The sequence below is a fragment of the Halogeometricum pallidum JCM 14848 genome, from assembly GCF_000337095.1.
GTDB classification, from domain to species: Archaea; Halobacteriota; Halobacteria; order Halobacteriales; family Haloferacaceae; genus Halogeometricum; species Halogeometricum pallidum.
In genome coordinates this window covers 92,813-116,817 of record NZ_AOIV01000011.1, presented here as the reverse complement: position 1 = coordinate 116,817, position 24,005 = coordinate 92,813, and the positions used below count along the sequence as shown (strand labels likewise).

The following is a 24,005-nucleotide window of genomic DNA, read 5'->3' as shown; positions in this document are numbered from 1 at the left end:
CGGTGAGAGGTCGTACGTTATCCATCGAATGAGCGCTAATACCGAGCGAGAGCGGTTGGCGAGTCGGGGAGACTTTCCGTCACTCGAACGCAACCGCTACTTCTACGGGAAACTGATGACACCGCGCGACATGCGGGACGAACAACAGTTTCATCGTGCGCGTTTCGACACGATGGCTCGATTCGTTACCGGTGTCGGAATCATCGAAGGGTTAGACGCTACGCAGGTCCGCGAGCGAAGTGGTCGTGACGGTGACGACGAAGTCGAACTCGAAGTCACGGTCCAACCCGGCGTCGCAGTCGACGGCGAGGGGCGCCTCCTCGTCGTCGAGGACACCCTCCGCCAAGAGTTCACGGCACCGAACGACGACGACACCGTCGTTCACGTCCACCTCCGGTACGACGAGACGGAGACCGAACAGGTCCCAACACCCGACCTCGGGAAGGCCGTCTCCGAGGAGTGCGAGTTCAACCGCATCGTCGAGACACCGACAGTCGTCTGTCGGTACTACGCGGCGGGCGAGGACGTAGTCGAAGGGGTGCAGAAACTCGTCCCGAAACTGACGAACGACGTCGACCCGGACGCGGACGGGCCACTCGAACCGGACGACCCGATACTGAGCGAACTCGCTCGCGAGTATCGTACCGCGAGAGACGCGCTTCCGACGCGCGACGACGCGGACGTCTTCCTCGGCGCGTTCGAACGCCTCGACGGGTCGTGGCGGCCGACGAAGCAGGAGTACAGACCGCTCGTCTACTCGAACGACGTGGTCTACGCCGCGTTGGTCCGCCACGTCTTCGACTTCGACAACCCGCACCGCGTCTCCGGTGGTGGAGACTCCTCCGTCCCGGAGGAACTCGAGAAGCGAATCGACAGTCTCGAAACGAACGTCGAGGAGCTACAGACGCAGGCGACCGAAGACGCAGCGAAGATATCCAAGCTCGAAGACTACGTCGTCGACCGGTCGCTCGAAGAGTCCGTCCGAGCGTTCGAGGTGGTAAGCGACGAGTTCGAGAGCGAAGCCGCGAGCGATATCGCGAAAACGATACTCGAACGAATCGAAGAGAAACCGTTCCTCGAACCGGAGGAGTACTTCCAGACCGTCGGAGAACTGGTCGGGTTAGCGTCCGAACTCGGTGGAGAACTCCGAGATGAGGCGACTCCGGAGAGCCTCAAACGGTACCAGCGAGCGGTCGAACAACTCGTCGAGGTGTGGAACGAAGAGGACGAGAGAGACGAGGCTGAACGCGATATCCTCCGCGTCGTACTCGCGCTGGACCGCGTGAACGAGACTGCCTCGTGGCTTCTCGTCAAATTCGCCGCCACCAACCGATGACCGTCGCTTCGTCTCCCACACAAGAGGTACAAACGCTTATCACGATATGACACGTAGATAGAATACGTTCAGACGGCTGCTCGTACCCGGGGAAATCCTCCGGGCGCTCGTCAGAACGAGAAGGAGAGAAACCGTGACAGCCAGGAGATACCGGACCGATGAGTCGAAGTAACGAACCGAACGGGGGTCAAGAACGACGGGGAAGGAGTGGCTTCCTCGGGAACGTCGGACGAGACGTGACCAGTTTGATCGTCCTCATAGTCAAGGGCCTGCTCGCGTTCATTGCGCTCCTGTTTCTCACCATCTTCTTCTTCTTCTCGTTCACCGACAGCTTGCTCTGGTCTCTCGTCCTCTCGTTGGTCGTCCTGGTCGGTACGATTCGACTGTACCGGTGGTTCCGCAAACCGAAGCCCGAACCAGAACCGGAACCGGTACCAGAGCCAGAAGACACGGACCCCGACCCGGAACCAGCGCGCTGGCAGGACATCGTCATAGAGGAAGTCAGAAGGCGCCGGGACCGAAAGTACCTGGTCCTCCGGAATACCAGCGACCGAGAGTGGGACCTCTCTGGGGCCGTCATCGTCGACGAGGACGGAGAGGAGTTCACGTTTCGTGAGGGTCTGCTAATAGCACCCGGTGACGACGAGTCACTTCCCGTCGAAGCGAGTTTGGACGTCAGCCGCGGTAAACCGGTCACGCTGAAGACGCAATCGGGAGACCAGTACGAACTCTTGTGGAGTAGCTCCCTGCACGAGACCAACACAGATAACTGACAAGATCGAACCTCCGGCACTGCCTAGTTAAAGTGGAACCACACGCTGTATGGCGATTCACTAAAGCTGCGACCACCGAAAAACGGCGTCACCAAACCGAATCAGTCGAGCGGCACGGTATGCCAAAAATCATCTACAACCGCTTAATTGGGTCCACATCGATCGTTTGAACGGGCTGTGATTGGCGGTTAGGATCCGAACGACTAGGTTTTCATCTCCTAAATCGAACAAAATAAATTAGATGGATTCCGCTCACTATCGACTGACGTCTGGTGTGATACTCTCGCGTGGACATATAATTTCTCGATACCTCTCGAAAACCGTTACGACGTGTCTTAGCCTCTTCTGGGCTGTTACCGGTCGATGAGAGAAACGGGATCGAGATGGTATTTACAACGACGTATTGTCGCAGAAACTGACACGGAGTGAGAAGAAATTAAAGTATTAAAACACCAGACGTTAGACTATTTCCTCATTATACGGCCAAAATAGCGATCGATACGCGCACAGTACAACAAATTCGTCCGCCGAATACGCGAAACACCTCGCCTCCTCACTCATCGAACAGTTCCAAGAGGACCTGATTGTTGTACCGGACGGCGCACCGCAATTTCACCCGTCGACCGGCATGGACCTTGCGGACTATGTGATATTGGGCACCACTCACATACGTCCCTCGGTCTTAGCGATGAGTACCAAAACGAGTACTGTCCAATCTAATATATTTGATGAGGTCTGAGTTGGGTAACGATTGGTGAGTCAATACGCCGTGAGTTCGGCAGTTGGCCGATAAGGGACACCTGGAAGGAGAACGGTACAGTCGTTAGTCGGCCCGAAGCCTCGGTCGTCAGTGAGTGGATTTTAGAATTACAGTACTAAGAATGTAACACCGTCGGATCCGGAGGTGCAATTCAGGTCGCGAATACCATTACAATAGTAGGACTGTGAAGATACCAGCAGATGCGTAGCGTCGACGTCAGGACATCGAGTTCTCGAGTTCGAACTCGTTGGCGACGCCGAGGAGGATCTGCGGGATCTCCTCTTCGAACCGATCTTCGGTCATCCGATTCGCGGGACTGGCGACGCTGAAGGCACCGGCGACACGACCGTCAGAGCCGTCCACGGGGACGCCAACGGCCTTTACGCCCTCAAGTTGTTCCTCGTGATTGAACGAGACGCCTTGGTCTTTGATGACTTCCAGTTCCTCGAGCAGGTCAGAGCGGTCGGTAACGGTGTTCTCCGTGCTCGCCGGGAGTCCCCACTCCTCGATGATGGCGATGACTCGTTCTTCGGGGAGACGGGAGAGGATGGCTTTTCCGGCGGCGGTCTGGTGAAGATGAAACCGCTTGCCAACGGTGGAGTACTTCCAGACGGCGTGTTTCCCGGAGTAAGTGTACATGTAGACACCCCGTCCGTTTTCCTCGACGGCGAAGACGGCCCGACACTCCGTCTTCCGTGCGAGCTGGTCGGTGTACGATTCGGCGGTTCTGTAGGCGTTTCGCCTGTTGCGAACGTAGTCCGCCAGTCCGAGGAACTGGAGGCTGAGGTGGTAGATGTCCCCCGACTTGACGACGTAATCCGCGCCGGCGAGGGTCGAGAGGTGTGCGTGAACAGTGCTCGGTGAGAGGTCGAGTACCTCCGCAAGCTCCGTCACTCGAGCGCCGTCTAACTCGCGCAACTTCTCTATGACCTCGAGTGAGGTCATCGTGGTCTGCAACTGCCGACCGCCTTTGTTCGTGTTCATACGTTACACATACCGGAGCCAGTATATAAAATTCGCGTGTCCCAAATCGCCAGATAATTCCCCGATGCAATTCCTGACATGAAATCCGTATAGGTGTGTCAAACTGACGCATGGTATATAAAATTCGCCTCTGCACAAACGATTTCGGGCGACGATCGAGTATCAGAGTGCCGACGGCTGCCAGAAGCCACAGAACTGGGCGTTCGAGGTTGAGATTCTTCTCAATTTAGAGGGCAAGCCAGCCAAACTGGGCAGAGGATTTAGAGAATTCGGCACGTGTTGGCGGTTACGATGCGATTCGCGCCTCCCGAATATCGTGGAAGCGTCGACCGCTGCTCCGGGGTTTCGCGGAGCTTCCAGGATTCAGAGCCCGAGCATCTCACGGGTCTCCGCAGGGGACGCGACAGGCCGTTCGAGTTCGTCCGCGATGTGAGCGGTCCGGCGGACGAGTTGTGCGTTGCTCTCGGCGAGTTCACCCTTCCGGTAGTAGACGTTGTCTTCCATCCCGACGCGGACGTGGCCCCCCATCGTGATGGCCGCGGTCGTCATCGGGAGTTGGTGTTTACCGACTGCGAGGCACTGCCACTCGACGGGGTCGGGCAAGTTGTCGACGAAGGCCTCCAAGTTCCGGGGGCCGGGCGGCATCCCGTTTTGCATCCCGAAGATGACCGTCGCCCAGTAGGGTTCCTCCAGCAGGCCCTCGTCGATGAGATGTTCCGCCTCCGGGATGTGGCCCGGGTTGAACAGTTCGAGTTCGGGTTTGACGCCGGCCTCACGCATCCGCTCGGCGTACTCCTCGTTCTGTTCGCGCGTGTTCTCTGCTGTCCGCGTCTGGCCGAAGTTGATGGGGCCCAAGTCGACGGTTGCCACCTCCGGGCGTGGGTCCGTCTCGAGCACCGGCGCGATGCGCTCTTCCCGCGGGTAGATACCACCACCGCCTGTGGTGAAGTTGACGATGATGTCATCGCAGTACTCGTCGATCGCGTCCATGAGTTCTTGGTACCTGGCAACCGACTTCGTCTTCTCACCGTGTTCGTCGCGGGCGTGGAGGTGGACGATAGACGCCCCTGCCTCCTCGCAGGCGGCAACGTCCTGTGCCACTTCGACGGGCTGGGTCGGGAGGTTCGGGTTCGCCTCCTTTCCGTGGTGTCCACCGGTCGTCGCGACGGAGATGATGAGCTTTCGGTCGAAGTAATCTTCGTAGCCACTGTACGGCATACCCCAACCCACCCATTTCATCGTGTTAATTCTTCCGGGGGGCGCATCTGGGACGACTGTTTCGTGGCGCGACTCGGTTCTACTCCGCTTCCGATCGGGAGTACGGAGGTGCGCGTGTGAGGGGCTGACCCCGGTAGAACCCTAATGCTTATCAATCATGGTTCGGGATATGAGTGTATGCAGAAAGATAGCACAGCCCTAGTTACCGGTGGCGGCCGTGGTATCGGCCAAGCCATCTGCGTCGAACTGGCACGGCGCGGGGCCGACATCGTCGTCGCCGACCTCGATCCCGACGAGATGCAGGAGACCGTCGAACTCGTTGACGCCGAGAACCAGCGTGCCTGCGCGATAGAGACCGACGTTACCGACCTCGAGTCCGTCGAATCGACGGTCGATACCGCACTCGAAGAGTTCGGCAGCGTGGAGTACCTCGTCAACAACGCCGGCATCGCGGGACCGACTGCGCCGTGCGAGTCCATCGACTCGGAAGAGTGGGACGATACCCTCGATGTGAACCTCCGGGGGGTGTTCTACACCTGTCGGACGCTGCTTCCATCGATGAAAGCACAGTCGTACGGCCGGATTGTCAACATCGCCTCGGTGACAGGGAAGCGGCCGCTCACACAGCGGACACCGTACGCGGCCTCGAAGATGGGGCTCATCGGATTCACGAGGACGCTCGCGGCCGAGGTCGGCGACCACGATATCAACGTCAATGCGATCTGTCCGGGGTCGGTCGACGGTCCCCGTATCCAGCGAGTCTTCGAGGAGAAGGCGCAGGCGGCGGGCCGGTCCTACGAGGCGGTCCGGTCGGACGCCGAGAGTCAGAGCCCTCGGAACGAACTGGTCGACAGAGAGGACGTCGCGAACACGGTCGCGTTCCTCTGCTCCCCCGACGCCGACCGGATGACCGGGCAGGACCTCAACGTCTCGGCGGGCAAAGTGATGTACTGACGAAACCCGACGCGCGACCCGCCCGCAGGAAACTCCCCGGCGAGAGTGACGACTGAGGATACGTATCGCATGAACAATCATAAACTATATATCGGAGGACTCACGAACTCACAGTGACGCAAACATGGCACGAGATAGCAGTAACCAGTCAAGGCGCCGGTTCATAAAAAAAACCGCCGTTGGTGGGTCCGCAATCGCACTGGGTGGTCTAGCGGGATGTGTCGGTGGCTCGGGCGACGGTGGCTCGAGTGGTGACGGGTCGTCGAGCGACGGCGGGTCGTCGACGTCCTCGGGCAGCTCAGGCGGGTCTGACGGCTCGTTGACCTCGATGGGATCCATCGCCAACCGACAGAACTCCTACTGGCTCAGCTGGGAGAAGGGTTACCTCGAGGCTTGCGAGGCCTTCGGCTACAAGACGAACGTCCAGACGAACAACGGCGAGGTCCAAACACAGCAACAGCAGTTCGACACGGCAGTGTCGAACAACGCGGACTTCATCGCCGGGCAGACTTACACTAACGCCGCCGCAATCACGCTCGCGGAGACGCTGGTGGAGTCGGGCACTCCAGGTGTGCTTGCGGTCACCATCGCCGACTGGTACGTCCCGCAGGACGCCGGCAAGGAGTACGTGACGTTCTTTACACCCCACTTCGTCAACCACGCTTACAGCGCCGCGAAGATGCTGTTCGAGTCGATGGGTGGCAGTGGGACGTTCGTCCACATCGAAGGGAACCGAGGCACGGCCCCGAACATCGGCCGGAACAAGGGTGTCGACCTGGCGATGCAGGAGTATCCCGACATCGAGATGGCGGGGGAACGCCAGCCGGGCAACTGGATCCGCTCGGACGCCCGCAGTGTCATGAGTGACAAAATTTCCCAGTTCGGCGACGACATCGGCGGCTTCTTCGGCCAGAACGACGCCGTCGCGCTGGGTGGGCTCACGATCCTCGAGGAGAACGACATCGACGTGCCCGTCGTCGGCATCGACGCCAGCGAGCCCGGACTTGCGGCCATCGCCGAGGATCGGATGACCGGCACCGTCTCGGGAATGGGCCCGTGGCAGGCCGGCTGGTCGGTCGCGAAGTGCCACGACTACATCAACGGGCACACGCTCAGCCCCGCAGAGAAGATGATGTCGTTCAACGCGCCGGTCTGTGTGAAGAATCCCGACGACTGGACTGGCACCATCGACCGGCTCCCGGTCGTCGACGCCGCCGACTACAACGAGGCTATCTTCTCGGGCGAGACGCCCTACGACTGGAAGAAGATGTCCGTCGTGGAATCCGGCGAGGACGCCTGGGACCCCCAGATCGACATGCAACCTATGAGCCTCGAGGACATGAAGCAGGTCCTCGACTGGAAGGAGGGGGACAAGCCAAACGGTTACGGCCTGCCGGGCGTCTACACCGACGACGCCACCCAGGAGGAAACGACCCAACTGTACAGCGATCAGTTCCAATCGAACCCGCTCAAGTAACTCTCATCACACACCCCCATGGCATCAGAGACATACACAGAGGAGATGAACGCGGACCAAGCCAACCCGGCTGGCGGGAACGACCACAGCTTCCGTGTCGAGGGTATCTCGAAGTCGTTTCGCCACGTGCAGGCTCTCAAAGACGTGTCGCTGGCAGTCGACCACGGCGAGGTCATCGGGCTAGTCGGAGAGAACGGCGCGGGCAAGAGCACGCTGCTGAACATCCTGACCGGCGTGTTGGAGGCCGACGAGGGCCAACTGTACGTCGACGGGGAAGCGGTCACGTTCACGAATCCGCGTGAAGCGGCGAACTACGGCGTCTCGCTCGTCCACCAGGAACAGGACGTCATCACGACCATGCGGGGGTACGAGAATCTCTATCTCGGGCGAGAGATGGAGCAGTTTGGGGTCCTCAAGAAAGAACAGATGCGCGAGGAGGCCCAGGCCTTCGTCGACGACCTGGGAATCAACATCGACGTGGACGAACGCGTGCGCAACTACACGTTCAACGAGCGCCAGATGCTCGAGATCGCGAAGGCGTTCCACGTCTCCCAGAAGTCCGAGAACCCCGTCATCCTGCTCGACGAGCCGACGGCCGGACTCGAGGAGAGCGGCCGGAAGATCCTCTTCGACCTCGTGAACGACCTGCGAGACCGGGCAACGTTCGTCTTCGTCTCCCACGAACTCGACGAGGTGTTGCAGATATCCGACCGGATCTATGTCCTCAAGGACGGGGAGCGCGTCGACGACACCACCGTGGCCGAAGCAACCACGGAGTCGCTGCAGCAGGCGATGGTCGGCCGGGAGACCGCCGACGAGTACTACCGAGTCCCCGACCAACAGCGCGAGGCCGACCTCGGCGAGACGACGATGACCGTCGACGAGGTGGTCCACGAAGACACGGTCGGCCCGATATCCTTCTCACTCCGTGAGGGGGAGATATTCGGCATCGTCGGCGTCGAGGGCTCGGGCAAGCAGCGGTTTGGCCGCCTACTTGCGGGCGACCTCGACACGATGCAGGGCTCGATATCCGTCGACGGCACCACATTGCAGAGCCCGACGGTCTCCGATATGGTCGACGCGGGCGTCGGCTACATTCCGAAAGATCGGAAGTCCGAGGGCTTGCTACTCTACCAGTCGGTGTTGGTCAACACCTCCTTGGCGATGGTTCGGGACATGAACGGCAACATGCCGCTGCTCGACCTAGACGCGGAGGAGGAGGCGACCCTCGACGCCATCGAGGAGTTGTCGATCAAGACACCGGGGCCCAACGCGCTGGTGCACGGCCTGAGCGGCGGGAACCAGCAGAAGGTCGTCATCGCCCGCTGGCTGGCTCAAGAGACCCCGGTGCTCGTGATGGACAACGTGACTCGGGGCATCGACGTCGGTGCCAAAGAGGAGGTGTACCGTCTCTGCCGTGAGCTGACCGACCAGGGCGTCTCGATCGTCTTCATCGGCGACGAACTGCCCGAGGTCATCGGCATGTCCAACCGCATCGCTGTGATGGCGAAAGGCGAGTTCGTCGGCGAGCCCTTCGACGCCTCGCCGGGCAACAAACCGACCGAAGAAGACCTGATACAGGAGATGATCTAACAATGAGTACAAGTAATTTAAGCGAATGGATAACCGCTCAACGAGAGCAGCGCACCCTCCACGACTGGATACAGGATCTCGGCCCGTTCGTCATGCTGTTCGGGCTGATGATCACCTTCACGTTCACGACGGAGCGCTTCTTCACCGAGGGCAACCTGCTCGACAACGTCGCGAAGAACGCGGTTACGCTGCTGCTGGTGGCGCTGGCGGGGACCTTTCCCATCCTCCAGCAGAGCATCGACCTCTCGGTCGAGTCGGTCGTGCTGCTGACGGGCGTCGTAACCGTCGTCCTGATCTCACAGTTCGGTCTGGGCCTGCTGGCCATCCCGCTCGCCATCGGCGTCGGGATGCTCGCCGGCCTGTTCAACGGCATCGTCTTCACGAAGCTCAAGGTGCCCTCGTTCCTGGTCACACTCGGGACGCTCTCGGTGATGGCCGGAGTCGGGAAGATCATCACCGGCGGCTCGACCATCACCTTCCGGAACCCCGCCATCCGCACCATCTCGACCGGGGACGTCCTCGGCATCCCCAACCTCGTGCTCTGGGGGCTGCTCATCTACGTGGGCACCATCGTGCTGGCCTTCCGGACGAAGTTCGGCCGGTACTGCTTCGCGCTGGGCGAGAACGAACGCGTCGTCGAGTTAGCCGGCGCGAAGGTCGACCGCTACAAGATCTACCCCTTCGTGCTGTCGGGGCTGCTCTGTGGCATCGCCGGCGTCCTGCTGACGCTGCGCATCTCGTCGGCCTCCCCGAACATCGGGAGCGGGCTCTTGCTACCCAGCATCGCCGCCATCGTCATGGGCGGGACGGCGCTGACCGGCGGCGTCGGCGGGCCCCACCGGACCATCCTGGGGGTGCTCGTTATCGCAGTCCTGAACAACGGCATGAACCTGCTCGGCATCGACTCGTTCGTCCAGGAGATAATCCTGGGCCTCGTGGTCGTCGCGGCGGTCGCCCTGTCGATCGACCGCGAGAAGATCGACGTGGTGAAGTAGAGCGACTCTTCTCTGCGTTCTTTTTTGTCTCTACACCCGCCGTGCGACCCGTACATTCATGCCCCACGGTACTGTATCTCATAGTATGGGACGCACATTGGTCGCACTAGACGATTCACCACAGGCACAGCACGCGCTCGAGTACGCCCTTTCGACCCACAGCGACGACGCGTTCGTGCTCGTCCACGTCATCGATTACAGCGAATCCATCACCGACCCCAACCGTGGCGGCCGAAGGCGGTTGGAAGGCTGGTACCAGAAGGCAACCGAGGACGCCGAGGAACTATTGTCAGAGGCCACAGAATTGCTGGACGACGGCGTCTCCGTGACGACAGTCGTCAGTGAGGGGAAACCCGCAGAAGAGATTCTCGACTGTGCAGACGAACGCGACGTCGATCAAATCGTGATGGGAAGCCACGGCCGGACGGGTGTCGCACGCGTCCTCCTCGGGAGCGTGGCCGAACAGGTCGTCCGTCGCTCCGAGTGCCCGACGACGGTGGTTCACTGAGCACTGACCGCGGAACGACTCTAAAAGACGGAGCGGCCGGTCAGTCGGCGCTCGCGGCGGCATCGACGTGATCGCTTGACACAGTCCTCTGGTCGCGACGCCGTGCCCACCGATGAACGTCTCGTTCATCTCGTCGATGTCGATCGTCTCGGTCGAGCGATCGCCGACGTCGACCGTCAAGAGGGGTCCCCTCTGGGTGGAGTATACACACAGTCGCCGTGGGCACGAAACAAGAAGCGGTGCTCACCCCGTCCGATTCAGGCAGTGAAGCCGCCGTCCATGACGAGGTTGTGCCCCGTGACGAAGGACGACTCGTCGCTCGCGAGAAACAGCGCCGCGTCCGCAACCTCCTCGGGTTGGCCTGCGCGCCCCAGCGGCGTCTGATCGAGGATGCCGCCGGCCGTGTCGCCGTCCTCCATCGTCATCGCCGTCTCGATGAACCCCGGATTGAGGGCGTTGACGCGGACGCTGTGCTCGCCGTGTTCGACGGCCAACTCTCGGGTCAGGTTCGTCACCCCGCCTTTCGAGGTGCAGTACAGAGAGGAGTTTTCCAAGCCGCGGATGCCGCCAATCGAGGACATGTTGATGATGCTGCCACCGTCGTCTTGGTCGCGCATCGCTTCGATGGCCGCCTGACTCCCGAAGAACACGCCCTTGAGGTTGATGTCCATGAGCCACTCGTAGTCCTCCTCCGTGACGTCTCCCAGGGGCATTTGACGCTCGACCCCGGCGTTGTTGACCATCACGTCCAGCGAACCGAACGCCTCGACGGTGGCGTCGACCGCCGCGTGGAGGTCCTCGACCGAACTGACGTCGCAGTGGACGAACTGTGCGTCTCCACCCTCGCTCTCGATGAGTTCGTGTGTGGGTTCACCGCCCATCCGTGGGTCTTCGCGGACGTCGGCGACGGTGATGCGCGCACCCTCCTCGGCGAACCGTCGAGCGATGGCCCGTCCGTTGCCGGAGGAGCCACCGGTGACCAGTGCTGTCTTCCCTTGCAATCGCTCGGACATGACAGGCTAGGGTGCTACTGCCGCTCAATTAAGTGTTTCTCGCGCTCCGGCCCCGGTTTCCACTCTCCGCTCAGTTCCGCACGCTGGCTCAAGTGTCGTGTGTCGACCGACTCCGATTTGATGACTCTGTGAATGTCTGGCGATCACTCTCGACACGCGAACCGCCGCCGACACCCAAATGTTTAATAATGGTTAACCTGACCTACACCACGAGATGTTAGACAGTGGCTCACTCGTAGTGGACTCCGTGTCACACTGCTTCAACCACACGCCGGAGAATCACAAACACCCGCACGCGCAGATCTGGGACGACGAGACGTACGAACTCGGTGCGAAGCTCCTCCCCGACGGCTACGTGCCGTCCGAAGAGGTCTTCTACCGCAACCATCAGCCCGAAGAGCTCGCTCGGCTCCTCTTCCTGGAGAGTCAGATCGACTACTCGGTCTACCACTCGCTGCCGCTCGACGACTACTTTCACGACGGCTACGTCTCCCGTGAGAAGGGTTTCGAGTTCATGGAGCAGAACCCCGAGCGCGTATCGATGTACGTCGACATCAACCCTCTCGAAGACGACGCGGGCGACCAGATAGAGGAGTTCGCCGCGAAAGACGGGGTCGAGGGCATCAAGTTCTATCCCGCGCGCTACCAGAACGGCAACGACCTCTCGCTCCAGCTGACCGAGGAGGCCGTCTGGCCCCTCCTCCAGCGAGTCGCCGACTCCGAGGTTGACACGCTGGCCATCCACAAGTTCATCCCGTTCGCGACGGCGCCCGTTCGCTACTTCAAGCCCGACGACGTCGAGGACGCGGCCAACTCGTTCCCCGACGTCAACTTCGAGATCATCCACGCGGGCTTCTCGTTCGTCGAGGAGACGGTGCTCGCGATGGCGAGCCACGACAACGTCTACGCCAACCTCGAGAACACCGCCTGTCTCGTCAACACCCGCCCGCGGAAGTTCGCGAAAGCGCTCGGTGAGATGCTCTACTGGGCCGGCCCGGACCGCATCGTCTACGCCGGCGGTGCGACGGCGCTGCACCCCCAGCCACCCATCGACGGCATCTGGAACTTCGAGATGCCCGAGGACCTCATCGAAGACTACGACTACCCCGAAGTCACCCGGGAGATGAAAGAGAAGATCCTCGGCAAGAACGCGCTTCGGCTTCTCGACAAAGACCCCGAGCAGATCAAGAAGGACATCAAGGGCGACAAGTGGGACCAACTCCGCACGGAGCGCGAAGAGAGCGGCGACTTCCCCGCCGAGCCGTGGTCGACGTACGAGGCCGACGCGGCTCTCGCATCCGACGACTAACCATGTCTGCACACACCGACCCCTACGCGCGGACGGAAGAGGCTACGCACGTCACGCCGAGCACGGAGTTCGACGACGAGCGCAAGACGGAGGTCAAGGCGCAACTGGACGAGGTGCTCGACCCCTGTAGCTGTATGAGCGATAATCCGATCAGCATCCTCGACCTCGGTCTCGTCGAGTCTATCGCGGTCGACGGCCGCGACGTGGAGGTGACGCTCCTCCTGACCTCACAGCGGTGTACGTACTTCCTCGACATCAACGACGAGGTGCGCGAGCGCGTCGAGTCGCTCGACGAGGTCGACAGTTGCGAGGTCCACCAGGACACCAGCGGCCAGATCTGGACCAACGACCGGATGTCGACCGAGGAACGGGAGGCCCGACGGCAGCGGTTCCACGACCAGATGGACGCCGCTGGCGTCACCCCCTACGCCGAACGCTCGGACTGACCGCCGGAACGAAGTCGACTGATTCGATTCGTTCGACTCGTCCACTCCACGTTCTTTTCGATTTCACACCCAGTTGGATCGGGCCGACACGCCCCGCGAAAACACAAAAACACCAACGCACGCGATGCAGACTGGTTACGACGCCGCTTCGATCTCGTCGAGTGACTCGGGGTTCTCGATGCTCGACATATCGCCCAGCTCCTCGCCCTGATAGATCGACGAGATGGCCCGTCGAATCACCTTGCCGGACTGGGTCTTCGGGAACTCGGGGACAAAAAGGATCTCACGCGGGCGGAACGGTTTGCCGTGCTCCTCGCCGACGAGCGTCGACAGTTCGGCTCGGAGGTCATCGCTTCCCTCGTAGCCGTCTTCGAGGACGACGTACGTCACGACGGCGGTGCCGGTGGTGTCGTCAGGGACGCCGACGGCCGCGGCCTGATTCACCCTCTCGTGTTCGGTGAGAACGCCCTCTATCTCCGCGGGGCCGACCTTCCGGCCGGCGACGTTCAGCGCGTCGTCCGCGCGGCCGTGGAGGAACCAGAAGCCGTCCTCGTCCTTCTGCGCCCAGTCGCCGTGGTTCCACAACGGCGGGTCGGTGAACGTCGACCAGTACTCCTCTAAGTAGCGCTCGTCGCCGCTCCAGAGGCTCTTAGTCATCGACGGGCAGGAGTCACGTGCGACGAGGAAGCCGCGTTCGTGCGTGTCGGCGATGGAGTTCCCGGAGTCGTCCACGATGTCTATGTCCATCCCGAGGCCCGGCCCGCCCAGGCTACACGGCTTCAGTGGCTGGGTCGGCATCGGCATGAGGAAACAGCCGCAGATTTCGGTGCCGCCGGAGATGTTCATGATCGGTGCCTCGCTTCCCCCGACGTGCTCGTAGAACCACTGCCACGATTCGGGGTCCCACGGTTCGCCGGTCGACCCGAGCAGGCGTAGCGAGGAGAGGTCGTGTTCCTCGACCCACTCGTCGCCGTGTTTGCGCAGCGCTCTGATGGCCGTGGGGGAGATACCGAACGTCGAGAGCGAGTGCCGATCGATCATCTCCCAGAACCGATCCGGCTGGGGATGGTCGGGCGCCCCCTCGTACATGAACACAGTTCCACCGAAGGTGTGGTTGCCGATCAGTGTCCACGGCCCCATCATCCAGCCGATGTCCGAGACCCAGAAGAAGCGGTCCGAGGGTTTGTGGTCAAAACCGAAGTAGATCTCCTTGGCACACTGTAGCTGTACGCCGGCGTGAGTGTGGACGATGCCTTTCGGTTTGCCCGTGGTCCCCGAGGAGTACAGCAGCATCGACTCCTGTGAGGAGGGCAGCGATTTGGTGTCGTACTCGTCGTCGTGGTCCTCGACCGCGTCGTCCCACCACTCGTCACGCTCTCCCATCGGGACCTCGGCGTCGTCGCCGAGGCGGTCGTAGACGACCGTGTGCTCGACGTAGCCCGCTTCGTCGATGGCGTCGTCGGCCGCTTCTTTGAGCGTGAGTGACTTGCCGCGCCGGTAGAAGCCGTCACCCGTGAAGAGCACCGAGCACTCCGAGTCTTCGATCCGCGTGGCCGTCGCCTCGACACCGAACCCGGAGAATATCGGGACCGCGATTGCGCCGACTTTGAAACAGCCGTACAGAATCGCGATGACTTCGGGGACCATCGGCATGTACATCCCCACGGTGTCACCGGTCTCGACGCCGACTGATTCGAGATAGTTCGCAACCTTGTTCGACTGTCGAGAAAGTTCGTGGTACGTCACCTCCCTGACGTCGCCGGGTTCGCCCTCGAAGAGACACGCGACGGAGTTTCTCGTCTCGGCGTCGGCGGCAGCGTGGCGGTCCACTACGTTGTGTGCGAGGTTGAGTTCACCACCCGGGTACCACTCGGTGAACTGGGGGCCGTCGGTGTCGTCACGGACCGTCTCGTACGGCTCGTAGAAGTCGATGCCGAGGTACTCCGGCATGGTGTCCCAGAACCACTCAACGCCCGACGCTTCGATGCCGTCGACCTCCTCGGTGGTTCGACGGATGAGCTCGTCGTAGTCGTCGATGTCGTACGTCTGCATGAACTCGTAGACGTTCGTCGACTCGACGAACTCCTGGGTCGGTTCGTGGACGATGGATGGCTCTTCGTGGGTGCCGTCTGTCATGGTTGCGCGTCTCTAGGTTGCTACAGCAATAGATATAAAATATCGGGGTTAACGTGGCGGATTCGTCGAGACGGTCCGGTCGAAAGCCGCAGTCGGTTAAGCGGACTCTCCGGTCACTCGAACCGACCGGCTGCTCTGTACTGACGTCCGAGGTCGACGTAGTGCTGGTGGACGCGGTCAATCTCGTCACGTTGGCCGTCCGTGAGCGGTTTCGTCTCGGCCGGCGCGCCGTAGGCGAGGTGCCCTTCGGGGATGGTCTGGTCCTGTAGAACCACCGCACCGGCGGCGACGATGCAGTCGGATTCGACCGTCGCGTCCCGGAGGACACGGCTCCCCATACCGACGAGGGAGTGGTCCTCTACGGTCGCGTAGTCGACGACGGCGTTGTGACCGACGGTGACCTCGTCGCCGAGGATCGCGCCGTGGAGCATGGTGAACTCCTGGACGTTCGTCTCCCTGCCGACGACCGTGGAACCACCGTCTCCCCGAAGACACGTGAACGGCCAGAGGCTCGCACGGTCACCCACTACGACGTCGCCGATCAGGTACGACTGCTCCGAGACGAAGGCCGACTCCGCGACGGTCGGTGTCGCCTCATCGAAAGTGCGTTGCATACTCACAATGCGAGAATAGGACAATATAGTGCTATCGGGACCGTTCAAGAACCGAGACGTACGGAACGGCACGGAGCGTAACGGTACAGTGAACGAAGCCGGGGTCAGCGTTCGGACGCGAGCCGAAAGCCGACGTGACGGTCACCGCCCGGAGACGACGCGACGGTCGGTACCACTTCGCTCCCGACTTCGAGTATGTCCGAGCCGTCCAGGAGTTCTCCGGTGAGCCGGACGGGTCCGAAGTCGGCGATGAGTACGACGGGTGTCTTGCCGGCGAACGCCGGGGTCGGTACCGCTACCTCGGTGAACGTGACGACCGCTCCCGTGGCTGGCAGTGTCTCTTCCGATAGCTCGTCGCCACAGCGTGGACACACCTGTCGAGGCGGGAGCGACCCGTGGCCTGCCGGACAGGAGAGGTAGTAGCCAGTGTCGGATTCGAGCGCGTCGAGCAGGTCGTCGTAGCCTTCTTCTCTCGGTTCTCGCATCAGGAACGCACCTCGAGGACGTGGACAGTCGCACTCGCGACGGTTCCACCGGCGTTGTGGGCGACGGCGACGGAGGCGTCGGGGACCGCGCTACTGTTGACGTGGTCGCCGCGGAGGAGCTTCGTCAGCTCGACGACCTGGCTCACGCCGGTCGCCCCGACCGGGTGGCCTTTCGCCTTCAGCCCACCCGAGAGATTGACCGGAAGATCGCCGTCTCGCGTCGTTTCACCGGACGTCGCGGCGTCGATAGCGTCGCCGGGGTCGTACAGCCCCAACCCTTCGAGTGCCAATACTTCGGCGATAGTGAAGCAGTCATGGACTTCGAGCAGGTCGACGTCCGCTGGGGCAACCCCGGCGTCGTCGTAGGCGACCATCGCCGCTCGCTCCGTCGCAGGGGTCCGCGTGAGCGACTCTCGGTTTTGCAAGGCGAGCGAGTCGGTGCCCTGTCCGGACCCCGTGACCGAGACTGAGGCGTTCAGGTCGTGGTTCTCCGCGTATTCCTCGCTGACCAAGACACACGCACTTGCCCCGTCGGTGATCGGACAGGCGTCGTACAGTCCGAGTGGGTCGGCGACGGTGGGCGCTTCGAGGACGTCGGTCGTGGATATCTCTCGTTGGAACTGGGCGTTCTCGTTCCCGAGGGCGTTGCGGTGGTTCTTCACCGCGACCGCGGCGAGGTCCGCTCGCGTCCCGCCGAACTCCTCGAAGTACGCGCGTGCCATGAGCGCGTACGCACCGGGGAACGTCACGCCGGCACGACTCTCGTAGAGGTCGTCTGCCGCCATCGCCAGTCCCTCGGTCGCTCGCTCCGTCGTAACGTTGTGCATCCGCTCCATCCCGCCGACGAGGACGACGTCGACCGCTCCCGACCGGACCGCCTCGACCCCACTCCGGAGTGCGACGCCGCCCGACGCACACGCACTCTCGTACCGTGTCGCTGGTGCGGTCACGCCCGCGGCCTCTGCCATCAGTGGTCCTTGGTGTCCCTGCCGTTCGGTGACCGTTCCGGCGAAGTTCCCGTAACAGAGGCGGTCGATATCCGCCCTCGGGACGCCTGAATCTTCGATGGCGATACGGGCTGCCTCCCCAAAGAGGTCGCGCCCGGTTCGTTCGGGAGACGCACTGAACGCTGTTGAGCCAGCACCAGCTATGCGAACTGCATGCATACGTTACGATTATTCCCGTCCCGATTGTAGGTGTTGCGGTCTCTGGACACCGAATTATGGGTCCTCTCTTTCGGTGTCGTCCTCGGTGCTCCTTCGGTATCCACTCGCCTACGACCGGCTACCCCACACGACGTGGAAGACATCCCTGGCTGTGGTCGGTTGACGTTTCTGACTGCAGTCCGGGGGAACGTATTTATCGACGCGAGGTATCGTATTTCATGCTATGTATCAGATACTCCTCCCGGTAGACGACGAAACCGACCGGGCGGCCGCTCAAGCCCGGTACGTCTTAGGGCTCCCCGGAGAGACAGACGAGGTCACCGTGACGGTTGCTCACGCCTACCGCGATGATACAGGTGATGACAGCTTCGACGAGGAGAGCCCGGGCATCATCGAAGCAGTGGACATCCTCTCTGCTGCTGGCATCACGGTCAAACAGACCGAACTGTACGTTCCAGTCGCGGAGTCGATCGTGAATCTGGCGACCGAGATGAGCGCGGACGAGATCGTAGTGTGCGGACGGAAACGCTCACCCACTGGCAAAGCGCTCTTCGGGAGTGTTACCCAGTCGGTGGCGCTCGATTCACCAGTCCCGGTAACTATCGTCGGAGTCGAGTGAACTACCGGTGAATCGGTGGCTTGGCACACCCAGCGTCGGTTCTCTCCGTAGCGAGCGATCTCAACAGTCTGCCGTCGGAGCTCATCGTGACGGACACGAGCCGACAACAGGAGCCAAGCGAGCATTTGGTGTCGACTCGGTGCTTGCCACGGGGCGGTTCAGTTCGTGGGCGATCCGTGCCGTAGATTCGACGAACTGCGCGTTGCTCTCGGTGAGCCGGTCCGGTAGTAGATGGTGACCTCCACGCCGATATTGACAAGAACTATTATGAGCGTCTACGTGTATTGTTGAGATACGATGCAGACAGATCTACCAGCAATTGCTGATGAGTACGGGGTGTTGATCGACGGCACCGAGCGTGCGGCGTCGTCCGGCGAGACGCTCACCGTCCACGACCCGGCGACAGGTGACTCGTTGACGACGGTCGCCGCGGGCACCGAGGCCGACGTGAACGAGGCCGTCGACGTCGCCTGGGATGGCTTCGAGACCTGGTACGGGTACACTCCCGCCCGGCGATGTGAGATCCTGAACGACGTTGCCCGAGCCATCCGGGACGAGAAGGACCGACTCGCCCGCATCGAGACCCTCGAGAACGGAAAGCCGCTCTCCGAGGCTGTCGGGCAGGTGGAGCGCTGCGCGCGCCACTTCGAGTACTACGGTGGCCTGGCCGACAAAATCGAGGGCGAGAGCATCCCGCTCGACGACGGTCACGTCGACTACACGATTCGGGAACCCCTCGGTGTCACCGGCCATATCGTCCCGTGGAACGTCCCGGCCTACCTCTTCGCGAGGAGCGTCGCTCCGGCGCTCGCGGCCGGGAACGCGGCGGTGGTCAAGCCGGCCGAGGAGACGCCGGTCGGGGCGCTCGAACTCACGAAACTTCTCCACGAGAACGGCGTTCCACCGGCCGCGGTCAACGTCGTTCCCGGTGAGGGCGTTCCCGCGGGGTCGGCGCTCTCGGGGCACCCAGACATCGGGAGTGTGACGTTCACCGGGTCGAGCGCGACCGGCCGCGAGGTTGGGAAGGCCGCCATCGGGAACCTCACCGAACCCCACCTCGAACTCGGGGGCAAGAGCCCGCTGGTCATCTACGACGACGCCGACCTCGACGTCGCCGTCGACGAGACGATCAAAGGCATCTTCGCGACGAACTCCGGCCAGGTCTGCTCGGCGTCCTCCCGCGTCATCGTTCAAAGCGAGGTACACGACGCCTATCTCGACAAACTCGTCAGCGCCGTCGAGGCGCTCTCCATTGGCCCGGGCATCGACGACCACGATGTCGGCCCGCTCGTCTCGGCGACCCACCTCGATACGGTTGCGGAGTACCTCGAGGTCGGCCGTGAGGAGTTGGGCGAACCGCTCACCGGAGGAGCGGTGCTCGACCGCGAGGGGTATTACGTCGAACCGACCGTGTTCGCGGACGTCCCGCAGGACGCACGGATCCTCCAAGAAGAGGTCTTCGGGCCGGTGCTGACCGTGAGCACCTTCGACGACGAAGCCGAAGCCATCCAGCGGTCCAACGACGTGGACTACGGGCTCGTCGCCGGCGTCATCACCACCGACATGGGCAGAGCCCACCGCTTCGCGCGCGACGTCGACGCCGGCCAGATCTACGTCAACGAGTGGTTCGCTGGTGGCAACGAGACACCCTTCGGCGGCTACAAAGACAGCGGCATCGGTCGGGAGAACGGAACACAAGCCATCCACAACTACACCCAACTAAAGAACGTCTGTCTCAACATCTCGGAGTGAGTCTACTCGGGGGCACCATCTACTACCGCCTGCCTGCACGGGGCCTCGGACCAGCGGCTCAGTTAGTTATATCGACGGTCGGCACGCCGAATCTGTTCCGCATCGCAGCACCACCTGTCGGCAGGTCATCGAGGGACAGAAGTTCCGGGCGACCAGATAGCCCCACCTGTGGGTATCAAGCTCGTTGACCGGTCGAAATCGACGAGGTGTACGTAAAAATCCTAGATAACGTGACCAAATCAGACAAGATACAGTTGTATGTCTCAAATATGTCTCTAGTCAACACGATACGAGAGTTGCTCGACAAAAAGTCATTACGGGCTGATTTCGGGAGAATACGACACTCGACCGACTAGGTTTGGAGATGAACTTTACGACAATCTGTCGAATTTTATTTCCTATTGTGCCGAATATATATCCACTATTGACTTCTTTGATTCCGTTTTTCCTACTAAGAGTGACGTTGAGGGCTTTCGGTAGCCGTGACACGGGGGTAGCGCCCAGAAGCCATAGAAGATAACATCTGCCTCAGTGTCAACGTCGTACATCCGAGCGAGCATGTCGAGTGCCGACTCGAAGGTCGCGCAATATTCGTTTGCGAACGTCACGGTATTGTTGGGACGTACCGGAGCGTACACAAGATAACGGTCAATGTTGCGACTGCCGACACTGGCAGTAGTGAGACGCACCAACACCGCCTGTGAGTACGTCTCTCCGTCTCGTTGACCGAGGTGCGTGGTTGAGTGTCAACGGAACCCGCGAACTCGGTATCAGCGATCTGTGGCGGTTCACTGGCACCGAGTTCTGCGACTGCGAGGTAACCGACTTTCTCGCGGAGGGATTTTCGGAACTCGGCGTCCGTTCGGATTCCGTCGAAGCACGACTCACCGGTCGGTGTATCCAGTGCGGCGCCACAGGGACGACTGAGTGGGTGACGCTCGGGAACATCGGTGACGGTGACGATCGACTGTTTCGGCCGGTCGACCCGGATACCGTTCAGGTTCTGTCGATGACGGCCCTAGAGGAAAGAACCTGAGAGGCTCGAAACGATTCCGTTTGCTGCCGCGCCCACCAGCGATAGCCACGTTGGCACGAATGATGCGGGTCGTCCGGTTGATGAATTGATTCTCCGTTGTGTGGAATGGATTCTGTCCGTGAATGCGAGTAATGCCTTCGAGCGCCCCAAACCCAATAGAAAGCTGCTCGCGCTTAATCGTCGTCCTCAGAGAGAACTCGTCGTGCAATCGGCTGTTACCGACCTGCGTCCGCTACGTCGTCGGACGGTTCGTCGTTGGTTCCGTGAAGCGCGAGGAACGCGCCGAACGCCAGCGGTGAGAGCGCCGCGCCGAGAACGCCGACGCCCGTGACTGCAGCCGTCATCGGCACGTCGATCACACCCGCCATCGGGTCGCCGACGACGACGGCCCCGCGCATCGCCTCCGCAGCGTGCGACGGACAGATGTACTTACTGACGCCCACCCCGCCGAATTGCAGCGCATAGGTCGCTCCCGCCGTCTCAACTAGCTCGGCGTCGAAGCTCCCGTCCGCCGCCGCGAGACTGTGCGCATCGCCTTTCCCGGTCCACTCCCAGACGACTGTCGTCCCGGGGTCGACGCGCACCGCTGCGGGCTCGAACGCGAAGTTGCCGCCGTTGCCTGCGGCACCGACCGCGATACGAACTACCTGCTCTCCCCGCTTGTCGACCGTTCCGCTGAAGTTCTCTACGCCGTCGAACCAGTCGCCGTAATCGACCTCACGGAGTTCGTCGCCCGCGGGAGCGCTACCGATGACGACCGCGCCTTTCATCCCCATCGCCTCGTGCGGGAGACACGAGTAGAGACTGACTCCGTTCTCCTCGAACGTCCGTTCGAACGTCGTACCGGCCTCCGACAGCAGGTCGCTCTCGTAGGCCCCGTCCGTGGCGGCCACGTTGTGAACGCCGCCGCCGCCGGTCCACTCCCAGACGACGGTCGTTCCGGGGTCGACGCGCACCGCCGCCGGTTCGAACGCGAAGTCGCCCCCGTTCCCCGACGCCCCGACCGACACCGTGACCGTCGACGCGCCGCGTTCGTCTGTGATCTCCTCGTAGTTCGAGACGTTCTCGAACCACGCGTCGAACTCGCTCGCGCCGTCCGTCGCTGCGACCGGGCGAGCGACCGCGCCTGCGGCCGCGGCGCCGACCGCTGTTCCGACTCCGGCCCGGAGAACGTCTCGTCGGCTGCACGCGATGGTCGGATTCGTCGTACTGGTGGCCATGGTCAGAAATAATCAGCCGAATAGATTAATCAAAACACATGATTCTCTTCCCCCGAGAAACGGGTCTCGCTTATATCGTCGATATACTCTAAGGATGAACTGTCGAAGGAACATGACGTACACTACTACTCGTCGCCGCGTGTTACAGGGGATGGCCGTCGGAACCGCCGGAGCGCTCGCGGGCTGTACCGTCGGAGCACCGTTAGACGACGTGCAGGTCGCGGAACCGCTCAACGTCGGCTTCGAACCGTCGCTCGCCGCCGCCAAACCCGTCGACGTCGACCGCGTCGCCGCGGACCCGCGCGATATCCCGAAGCCGATCACCCGTTCGAAACCCGCGACCGTCCCCGTCGAACTGGAGACGCGCGAGGCCGTCGCCGAGATCGAACCCGACGTCACCTTCCAGTATATGACCTTCAACGGTCAGGTTCCGGGTCCTTTCATCCGAACGCGCGTCGGTGATACGGTCGAGGTGACGATTCGGAACCACGAGAGCAGCGCGATGGCGCACAACGTCGACTTCCACGCCTGCCGCGGTCCGGGCGGCGGCGCGGAGGCGACGACGGTCAATCCCGGTGAGGAGAAGCGCCTGCGGTTCAAGGTGACCTACCCCGGCGCGTTTGTCTACCACTGCGCGGTGGCGAACGTCGACTACCACATCTCGTCGGGCATGTTCGGTCTCATCCTCGTCGAACCCGAGGAGGGCCTCCCGGCGGTCGACCGGGAGTTCTACCTCGGGCAGATGGAGGTGTACACGAACGGCGCCGCCGGCGACGAGGGCCACCACGAGTTTGACTTCGAGACCATGGCCGCCGAAGACCCCACGTACGTTCTCATCAACGGCGAGAAGTACGCCATCGGACCGCAAGGGTACGACGAGATGCGCGTGCGGACCGACGAGACGGTGCGCATCTACTACGCGGTGGGCGGCCCGAACCAGTTCAGCAGCTTCCACGCCATCGGCGGCGTCTGGGACGAGGTGTACCCGCAGGGGTCGCTCGCCTCGGAACCGCACCGCTACGTCCAGACGACGCCCGTCCTGCCCGGCAGCGCGGCGGTCGTGACGGCGCGGTTCCCCGTGCCCGGCGACTACAAGCTGGTCGACCACGCGCTCTCGCGGGTCGCGCGGAAGGGTGCACTGGCCGTGCTCCGTGCCGAGGGTCCGGCGAACCCTGACCTGTTCGACCCGGAGGACGGAGATGAGTGACCACACCCGCTCCGACGTCGAACCCGTCACCGACCGCGTTCACCACAACTCGTGGTCGGCGAACTTGGAGAAACCCGTTCACGGGGACCGACGCGACGCCATCGTCGCTGGTGCGATAGAAGCGGTCGAACATACTGCTCCGGGCTATCACGTGAACCTCGTCACCCACGGCGCGCACGGCCGTCCAGAGGAGTATCTCGGGCCTATCCTCGGCGAGGAGTTTGGCGAACTGGTCGAGTGGTCCTACGTCGAACAGTGCGGATGTGGTGGGCACGTGCTTCGTGTTCACGTCTACGAGCGCTAAGCGCGTGCAGCGACCAGCTTCGAGTGCTAACTCGATTATCTGAGGCCGCGAGTATTTGCGGACGGTGACGGCGCTCAGTCCGCCCGAAATAGTGATCCAT

The 24,005-nt window shown here is 61.9% G+C and carries 22 protein-coding genes; 14 read left to right on the top strand and 8 right to left on the bottom strand.

Annotation, left to right across the window (positions count from 1 at the left end):
* The first annotated feature begins 28 nt into the window (after positions 1-28).
* Together C474_RS06735 and C474_RS06730 are read left to right on the top strand one after the other, a co-directional pair.
* Entirely contained in the window at positions 29-1,336 is a 1,308-nt protein-coding gene (locus tag C474_RS06735) for a hypothetical protein (protein WP_008385189.1), read from the top strand.
* 158 nt (positions 1,337-1,494) lie between these two features.
* A complete protein-coding gene (locus tag C474_RS06730; RefSeq protein ID WP_008385186.1) occupies positions 1,495-2,109 on the top strand; it encodes a lamin tail domain-containing protein in 615 nt (204 codons plus the stop codon).
* A 976-nt stretch (positions 2,110-3,085) separates the two neighbouring features.
* Here C474_RS06730 and C474_RS06725 read toward each other — a convergent pair.
* Both C474_RS06725 and C474_RS06720 read right to left on the bottom strand, forming a co-directional pair.
* Positions 3,086-3,853 (bottom strand): IclR family transcriptional regulator, encoded by a 768-nt coding sequence (locus C474_RS06725; RefSeq protein WP_008385184.1) that lies wholly within the window; start codon positions 3,851-3,853, stop codon positions 3,086-3,088.
* Between the two features lie 363 nt (positions 3,854-4,216).
* Positions 4,217-5,071: a BKACE family enzyme gene (locus C474_RS06720; RefSeq protein WP_008385182.1), complete on the bottom strand. Its 855-nt coding sequence runs from the start codon at positions 5,069-5,071 to the stop codon at positions 4,217-4,219.
* A gap of 177 nt (positions 5,072-5,248) precedes the next feature.
* Here C474_RS06720 and C474_RS06715 point away from each other — a divergent pair, with 177 nt between their 5' ends.
* The 5 genes from C474_RS06715 (at position 5,249) to C474_RS06695 (ending at position 10,598) form a co-directional block, all read left to right on the top strand.
* Complete coding sequence (locus C474_RS06715; RefSeq protein ID WP_008385180.1) at positions 5,249-6,025, top strand: SDR family NAD(P)-dependent oxidoreductase; 777 nt, start codon at positions 5,249-5,251, stop codon at positions 6,023-6,025.
* Positions 6,026-6,149: 124 nt separating this feature from the next.
* Positions 6,150-7,502: a substrate-binding domain-containing protein gene (locus C474_RS06710; protein ID WP_049916786.1), complete on the top strand. Its 1,353-nt coding sequence runs from the start codon at positions 6,150-6,152 to the stop codon at positions 7,500-7,502.
* Between the two features lie 18 nt (positions 7,503-7,520).
* A complete protein-coding gene (locus tag C474_RS06705; RefSeq protein ID WP_152421613.1) occupies positions 7,521-9,095 on the top strand; it encodes a sugar ABC transporter ATP-binding protein in 1,575 nt (524 codons plus the stop codon).
* 92 nt (positions 9,096-9,187) lie between these two features.
* Positions 9,188-10,090, top strand: a complete 903-nt coding sequence (locus tag C474_RS06700; protein ID WP_008385174.1) for an ABC transporter permease — start codon at positions 9,188-9,190, stop codon at positions 10,088-10,090.
* Positions 10,091-10,175: 85 nt separating this feature from the next.
* Entirely contained in the window at positions 10,176-10,598 is a 423-nt protein-coding gene (locus C474_RS06695; protein ID WP_049916785.1) for a universal stress protein, read from the top strand.
* 257 nt (positions 10,599-10,855) lie between these two features.
* Here C474_RS06695 and C474_RS06690 read toward each other — a convergent pair whose 3' ends face one another.
* Complete coding sequence (locus C474_RS06690; RefSeq protein WP_008385171.1) at positions 10,856-11,611, bottom strand: SDR family NAD(P)-dependent oxidoreductase; 756 nt, start codon at positions 11,609-11,611, stop codon at positions 10,856-10,858.
* A 247-nt stretch (positions 11,612-11,858) separates the two neighbouring features.
* Between C474_RS06690 and C474_RS06685 the strand changes: the two genes are divergently transcribed.
* A complete protein-coding gene (locus C474_RS06685; RefSeq protein WP_008385169.1) occupies positions 11,859-12,920 on the top strand; it encodes an amidohydrolase family protein in 1,062 nt (353 codons plus the stop codon).
* 2 nt (positions 12,921-12,922) lie between these two features.
* Positions 12,923-13,366, top strand: coding sequence for a metal-sulfur cluster assembly factor (locus C474_RS06680; RefSeq protein ID WP_008385168.1), 444 nt, complete (start codon positions 12,923-12,925; stop codon positions 13,364-13,366).
* A gap of 135 nt (positions 13,367-13,501) precedes the next feature.
* On the opposite strand, the gene C474_RS06675 is transcribed toward C474_RS06680, so the two are convergent.
* The 4 genes from C474_RS06675 to C474_RS06660 all read right to left on the bottom strand — a co-directional run bounded on the left by C474_RS06675 (position 13,502) and on the right by C474_RS06660 (position 17,767).
* A complete protein-coding gene (locus tag C474_RS06675; protein ID WP_008385167.1) occupies positions 13,502-15,502 on the bottom strand; it encodes an AMP-binding protein in 2,001 nt (666 codons plus the stop codon).
* A gap of 113 nt (positions 15,503-15,615) precedes the next feature.
* Positions 15,616-16,116: a gamma carbonic anhydrase family protein gene (locus tag C474_RS06670; protein WP_008385165.1), complete on the bottom strand. Its 501-nt coding sequence runs from the start codon at positions 16,114-16,116 to the stop codon at positions 15,616-15,618.
* A gap of 104 nt (positions 16,117-16,220) precedes the next feature.
* Positions 16,221-16,601 (bottom strand): Zn-ribbon domain-containing OB-fold protein, encoded by a 381-nt coding sequence (locus C474_RS06665; RefSeq protein ID WP_008385163.1) that lies wholly within the window; start codon positions 16,599-16,601, stop codon positions 16,221-16,223.
* The gene (locus C474_RS06660; protein ID WP_008385161.1) at positions 16,601-17,767 is read right to left on the bottom strand and encodes a thiolase domain-containing protein; all 1,167 of its coding nucleotides are present in this window, start codon (positions 17,765-17,767) and stop codon (positions 16,601-16,603) included. Before C474_RS06660 ends, C474_RS06665 begins: the two co-directional genes overlap by 1 nt.
* A 223-nt stretch (positions 17,768-17,990) precedes the next feature.
* Here C474_RS06660 and C474_RS06655 point away from each other — a divergent pair, with 223 nt between their 5' ends.
* From C474_RS06655 to C474_RS06645, 3 genes are all read left to right on the top strand, one after another.
* Entirely contained in the window at positions 17,991-18,386 is a 396-nt protein-coding gene (locus tag C474_RS06655) for a universal stress protein (protein ID WP_008385159.1), read from the top strand.
* A gap of 297 nt (positions 18,387-18,683) precedes the next feature.
* The gene (locus tag C474_RS06650) at positions 18,684-20,138 is read left to right on the top strand and encodes an aldehyde dehydrogenase family protein (RefSeq protein ID WP_049916783.1); all 1,455 of its coding nucleotides are present in this window, start codon (positions 18,684-18,686) and stop codon (positions 20,136-20,138) included.
* A gap of 739 nt (positions 20,139-20,877) precedes the next feature.
* Positions 20,878-21,174, top strand: coding sequence for a hypothetical protein (locus C474_RS06645; protein WP_008385155.1), 297 nt, complete (start codon positions 20,878-20,880; stop codon positions 21,172-21,174).
* A gap of 215 nt (positions 21,175-21,389) precedes the next feature.
* Here the strand turns inward: C474_RS06645 and C474_RS06640 are convergent, their stop codons facing one another.
* A complete protein-coding gene (locus C474_RS06640; protein WP_008385153.1) occupies positions 21,390-22,394 on the bottom strand; it encodes a halocyanin domain-containing protein in 1,005 nt (334 codons plus the stop codon).
* A gap of 112 nt (positions 22,395-22,506) precedes the next feature.
* Here C474_RS06640 and nirK point away from each other — a divergent pair, with 112 nt between their 5' ends.
* Together nirK and C474_RS06630 are read left to right on the top strand one after the other, a co-directional pair.
* Positions 22,507-23,601 (top strand): copper-containing nitrite reductase, encoded by a 1,095-nt coding sequence (gene nirK / locus C474_RS06635; protein ID WP_049916781.1) that lies wholly within the window; start codon positions 22,507-22,509, stop codon positions 23,599-23,601.
* A complete protein-coding gene (locus tag C474_RS06630) occupies positions 23,594-23,905 on the top strand; it encodes a CGCGG family putative rSAM-modified RiPP protein (protein WP_008385149.1) in 312 nt (103 codons plus the stop codon). The genes nirK and C474_RS06630 overlap by 8 nt, the downstream gene beginning before the upstream one ends.
* Positions 23,906-24,005 lie beyond the last annotated feature (100 nt).

Excerpts from the sequence above, each read along its gene's own strand:
- C474_RS06735 (WP_008385189.1), top strand. The coding sequence starts at position 29 with ATGAGCGCTAATACCGAGCGAGAGCGGTTGGCGAGTCGGGGAGACTTT.
- C474_RS06730 (WP_008385186.1), top strand. The coding sequence starts at position 1,495 with ATGAGTCGAAGTAACGAACCGAACGGGGGTCAAGAACGACGGGGAAGG.
- C474_RS06725 (WP_008385184.1), bottom strand. The coding sequence starts at position 3,853 with ATGAACACGAACAAAGGCGGTCGGCAGTTGCAGACCACGATGACCTCA.
- C474_RS06720 (WP_008385182.1), bottom strand. The coding sequence starts at position 5,071 with ATGCCGTACAGTGGCTACGAAGATTACTTCGACCGAAAGCTCATCATC.
- C474_RS06715 (WP_008385180.1), top strand. The coding sequence starts at position 5,249 with ATGCAGAAAGATAGCACAGCCCTAGTTACCGGTGGCGGCCGTGGTATC.
- C474_RS06710 (WP_049916786.1), top strand. The coding sequence starts at position 6,150 with ATGGCACGAGATAGCAGTAACCAGTCAAGGCGCCGGTTCATAAAAAAA.
- C474_RS06705 (WP_152421613.1), top strand. The coding sequence starts at position 7,521 with ATGGCATCAGAGACATACACAGAGGAGATGAACGCGGACCAAGCCAAC.
- C474_RS06700 (WP_008385174.1), top strand. The coding sequence starts at position 9,188 with ATGCTGTTCGGGCTGATGATCACCTTCACGTTCACGACGGAGCGCTTC.
- C474_RS06695 (WP_049916785.1), top strand. The coding sequence starts at position 10,176 with ATGGGACGCACATTGGTCGCACTAGACGATTCACCACAGGCACAGCAC.
- C474_RS06690 (WP_008385171.1), bottom strand. The coding sequence starts at position 11,611 with ATGTCCGAGCGATTGCAAGGGAAGACAGCACTGGTCACCGGTGGCTCC.
- C474_RS06680 (WP_008385168.1), top strand. The coding sequence starts at position 12,923 with ATGTCTGCACACACCGACCCCTACGCGCGGACGGAAGAGGCTACGCAC.
- C474_RS06675 (WP_008385167.1), bottom strand. The coding sequence starts at position 15,502 with ATGACAGACGGCACCCACGAAGAGCCATCCATCGTCCACGAACCGACC.
- C474_RS06670 (WP_008385165.1), bottom strand. The coding sequence starts at position 16,116 with ATGCAACGCACTTTCGATGAGGCGACACCGACCGTCGCGGAGTCGGCC.
- C474_RS06665 (WP_008385163.1), bottom strand. The coding sequence starts at position 16,601 with ATGCGAGAACCGAGAGAAGAAGGCTACGACGACCTGCTCGACGCGCTC.
- C474_RS06660 (WP_008385161.1), bottom strand. The coding sequence starts at position 17,767 with ATGCATGCAGTTCGCATAGCTGGTGCTGGCTCAACAGCGTTCAGTGCG.
- C474_RS06655 (WP_008385159.1), top strand. The coding sequence starts at position 17,991 with ATGTATCAGATACTCCTCCCGGTAGACGACGAAACCGACCGGGCGGCC.
- C474_RS06650 (WP_049916783.1), top strand. The coding sequence starts at position 18,684 with ATGCAGACAGATCTACCAGCAATTGCTGATGAGTACGGGGTGTTGATC.
- C474_RS06640 (WP_008385153.1), bottom strand. The coding sequence starts at position 22,394 with ATGGCCACCAGTACGACGAATCCGACCATCGCGTGCAGCCGACGAGAC.
- nirK (WP_049916781.1), top strand. The coding sequence starts at position 22,507 with ATGACGTACACTACTACTCGTCGCCGCGTGTTACAGGGGATGGCCGTC.
- C474_RS06630 (WP_008385149.1), top strand. The coding sequence starts at position 23,594 with ATGAGTGACCACACCCGCTCCGACGTCGAACCCGTCACCGACCGCGTT.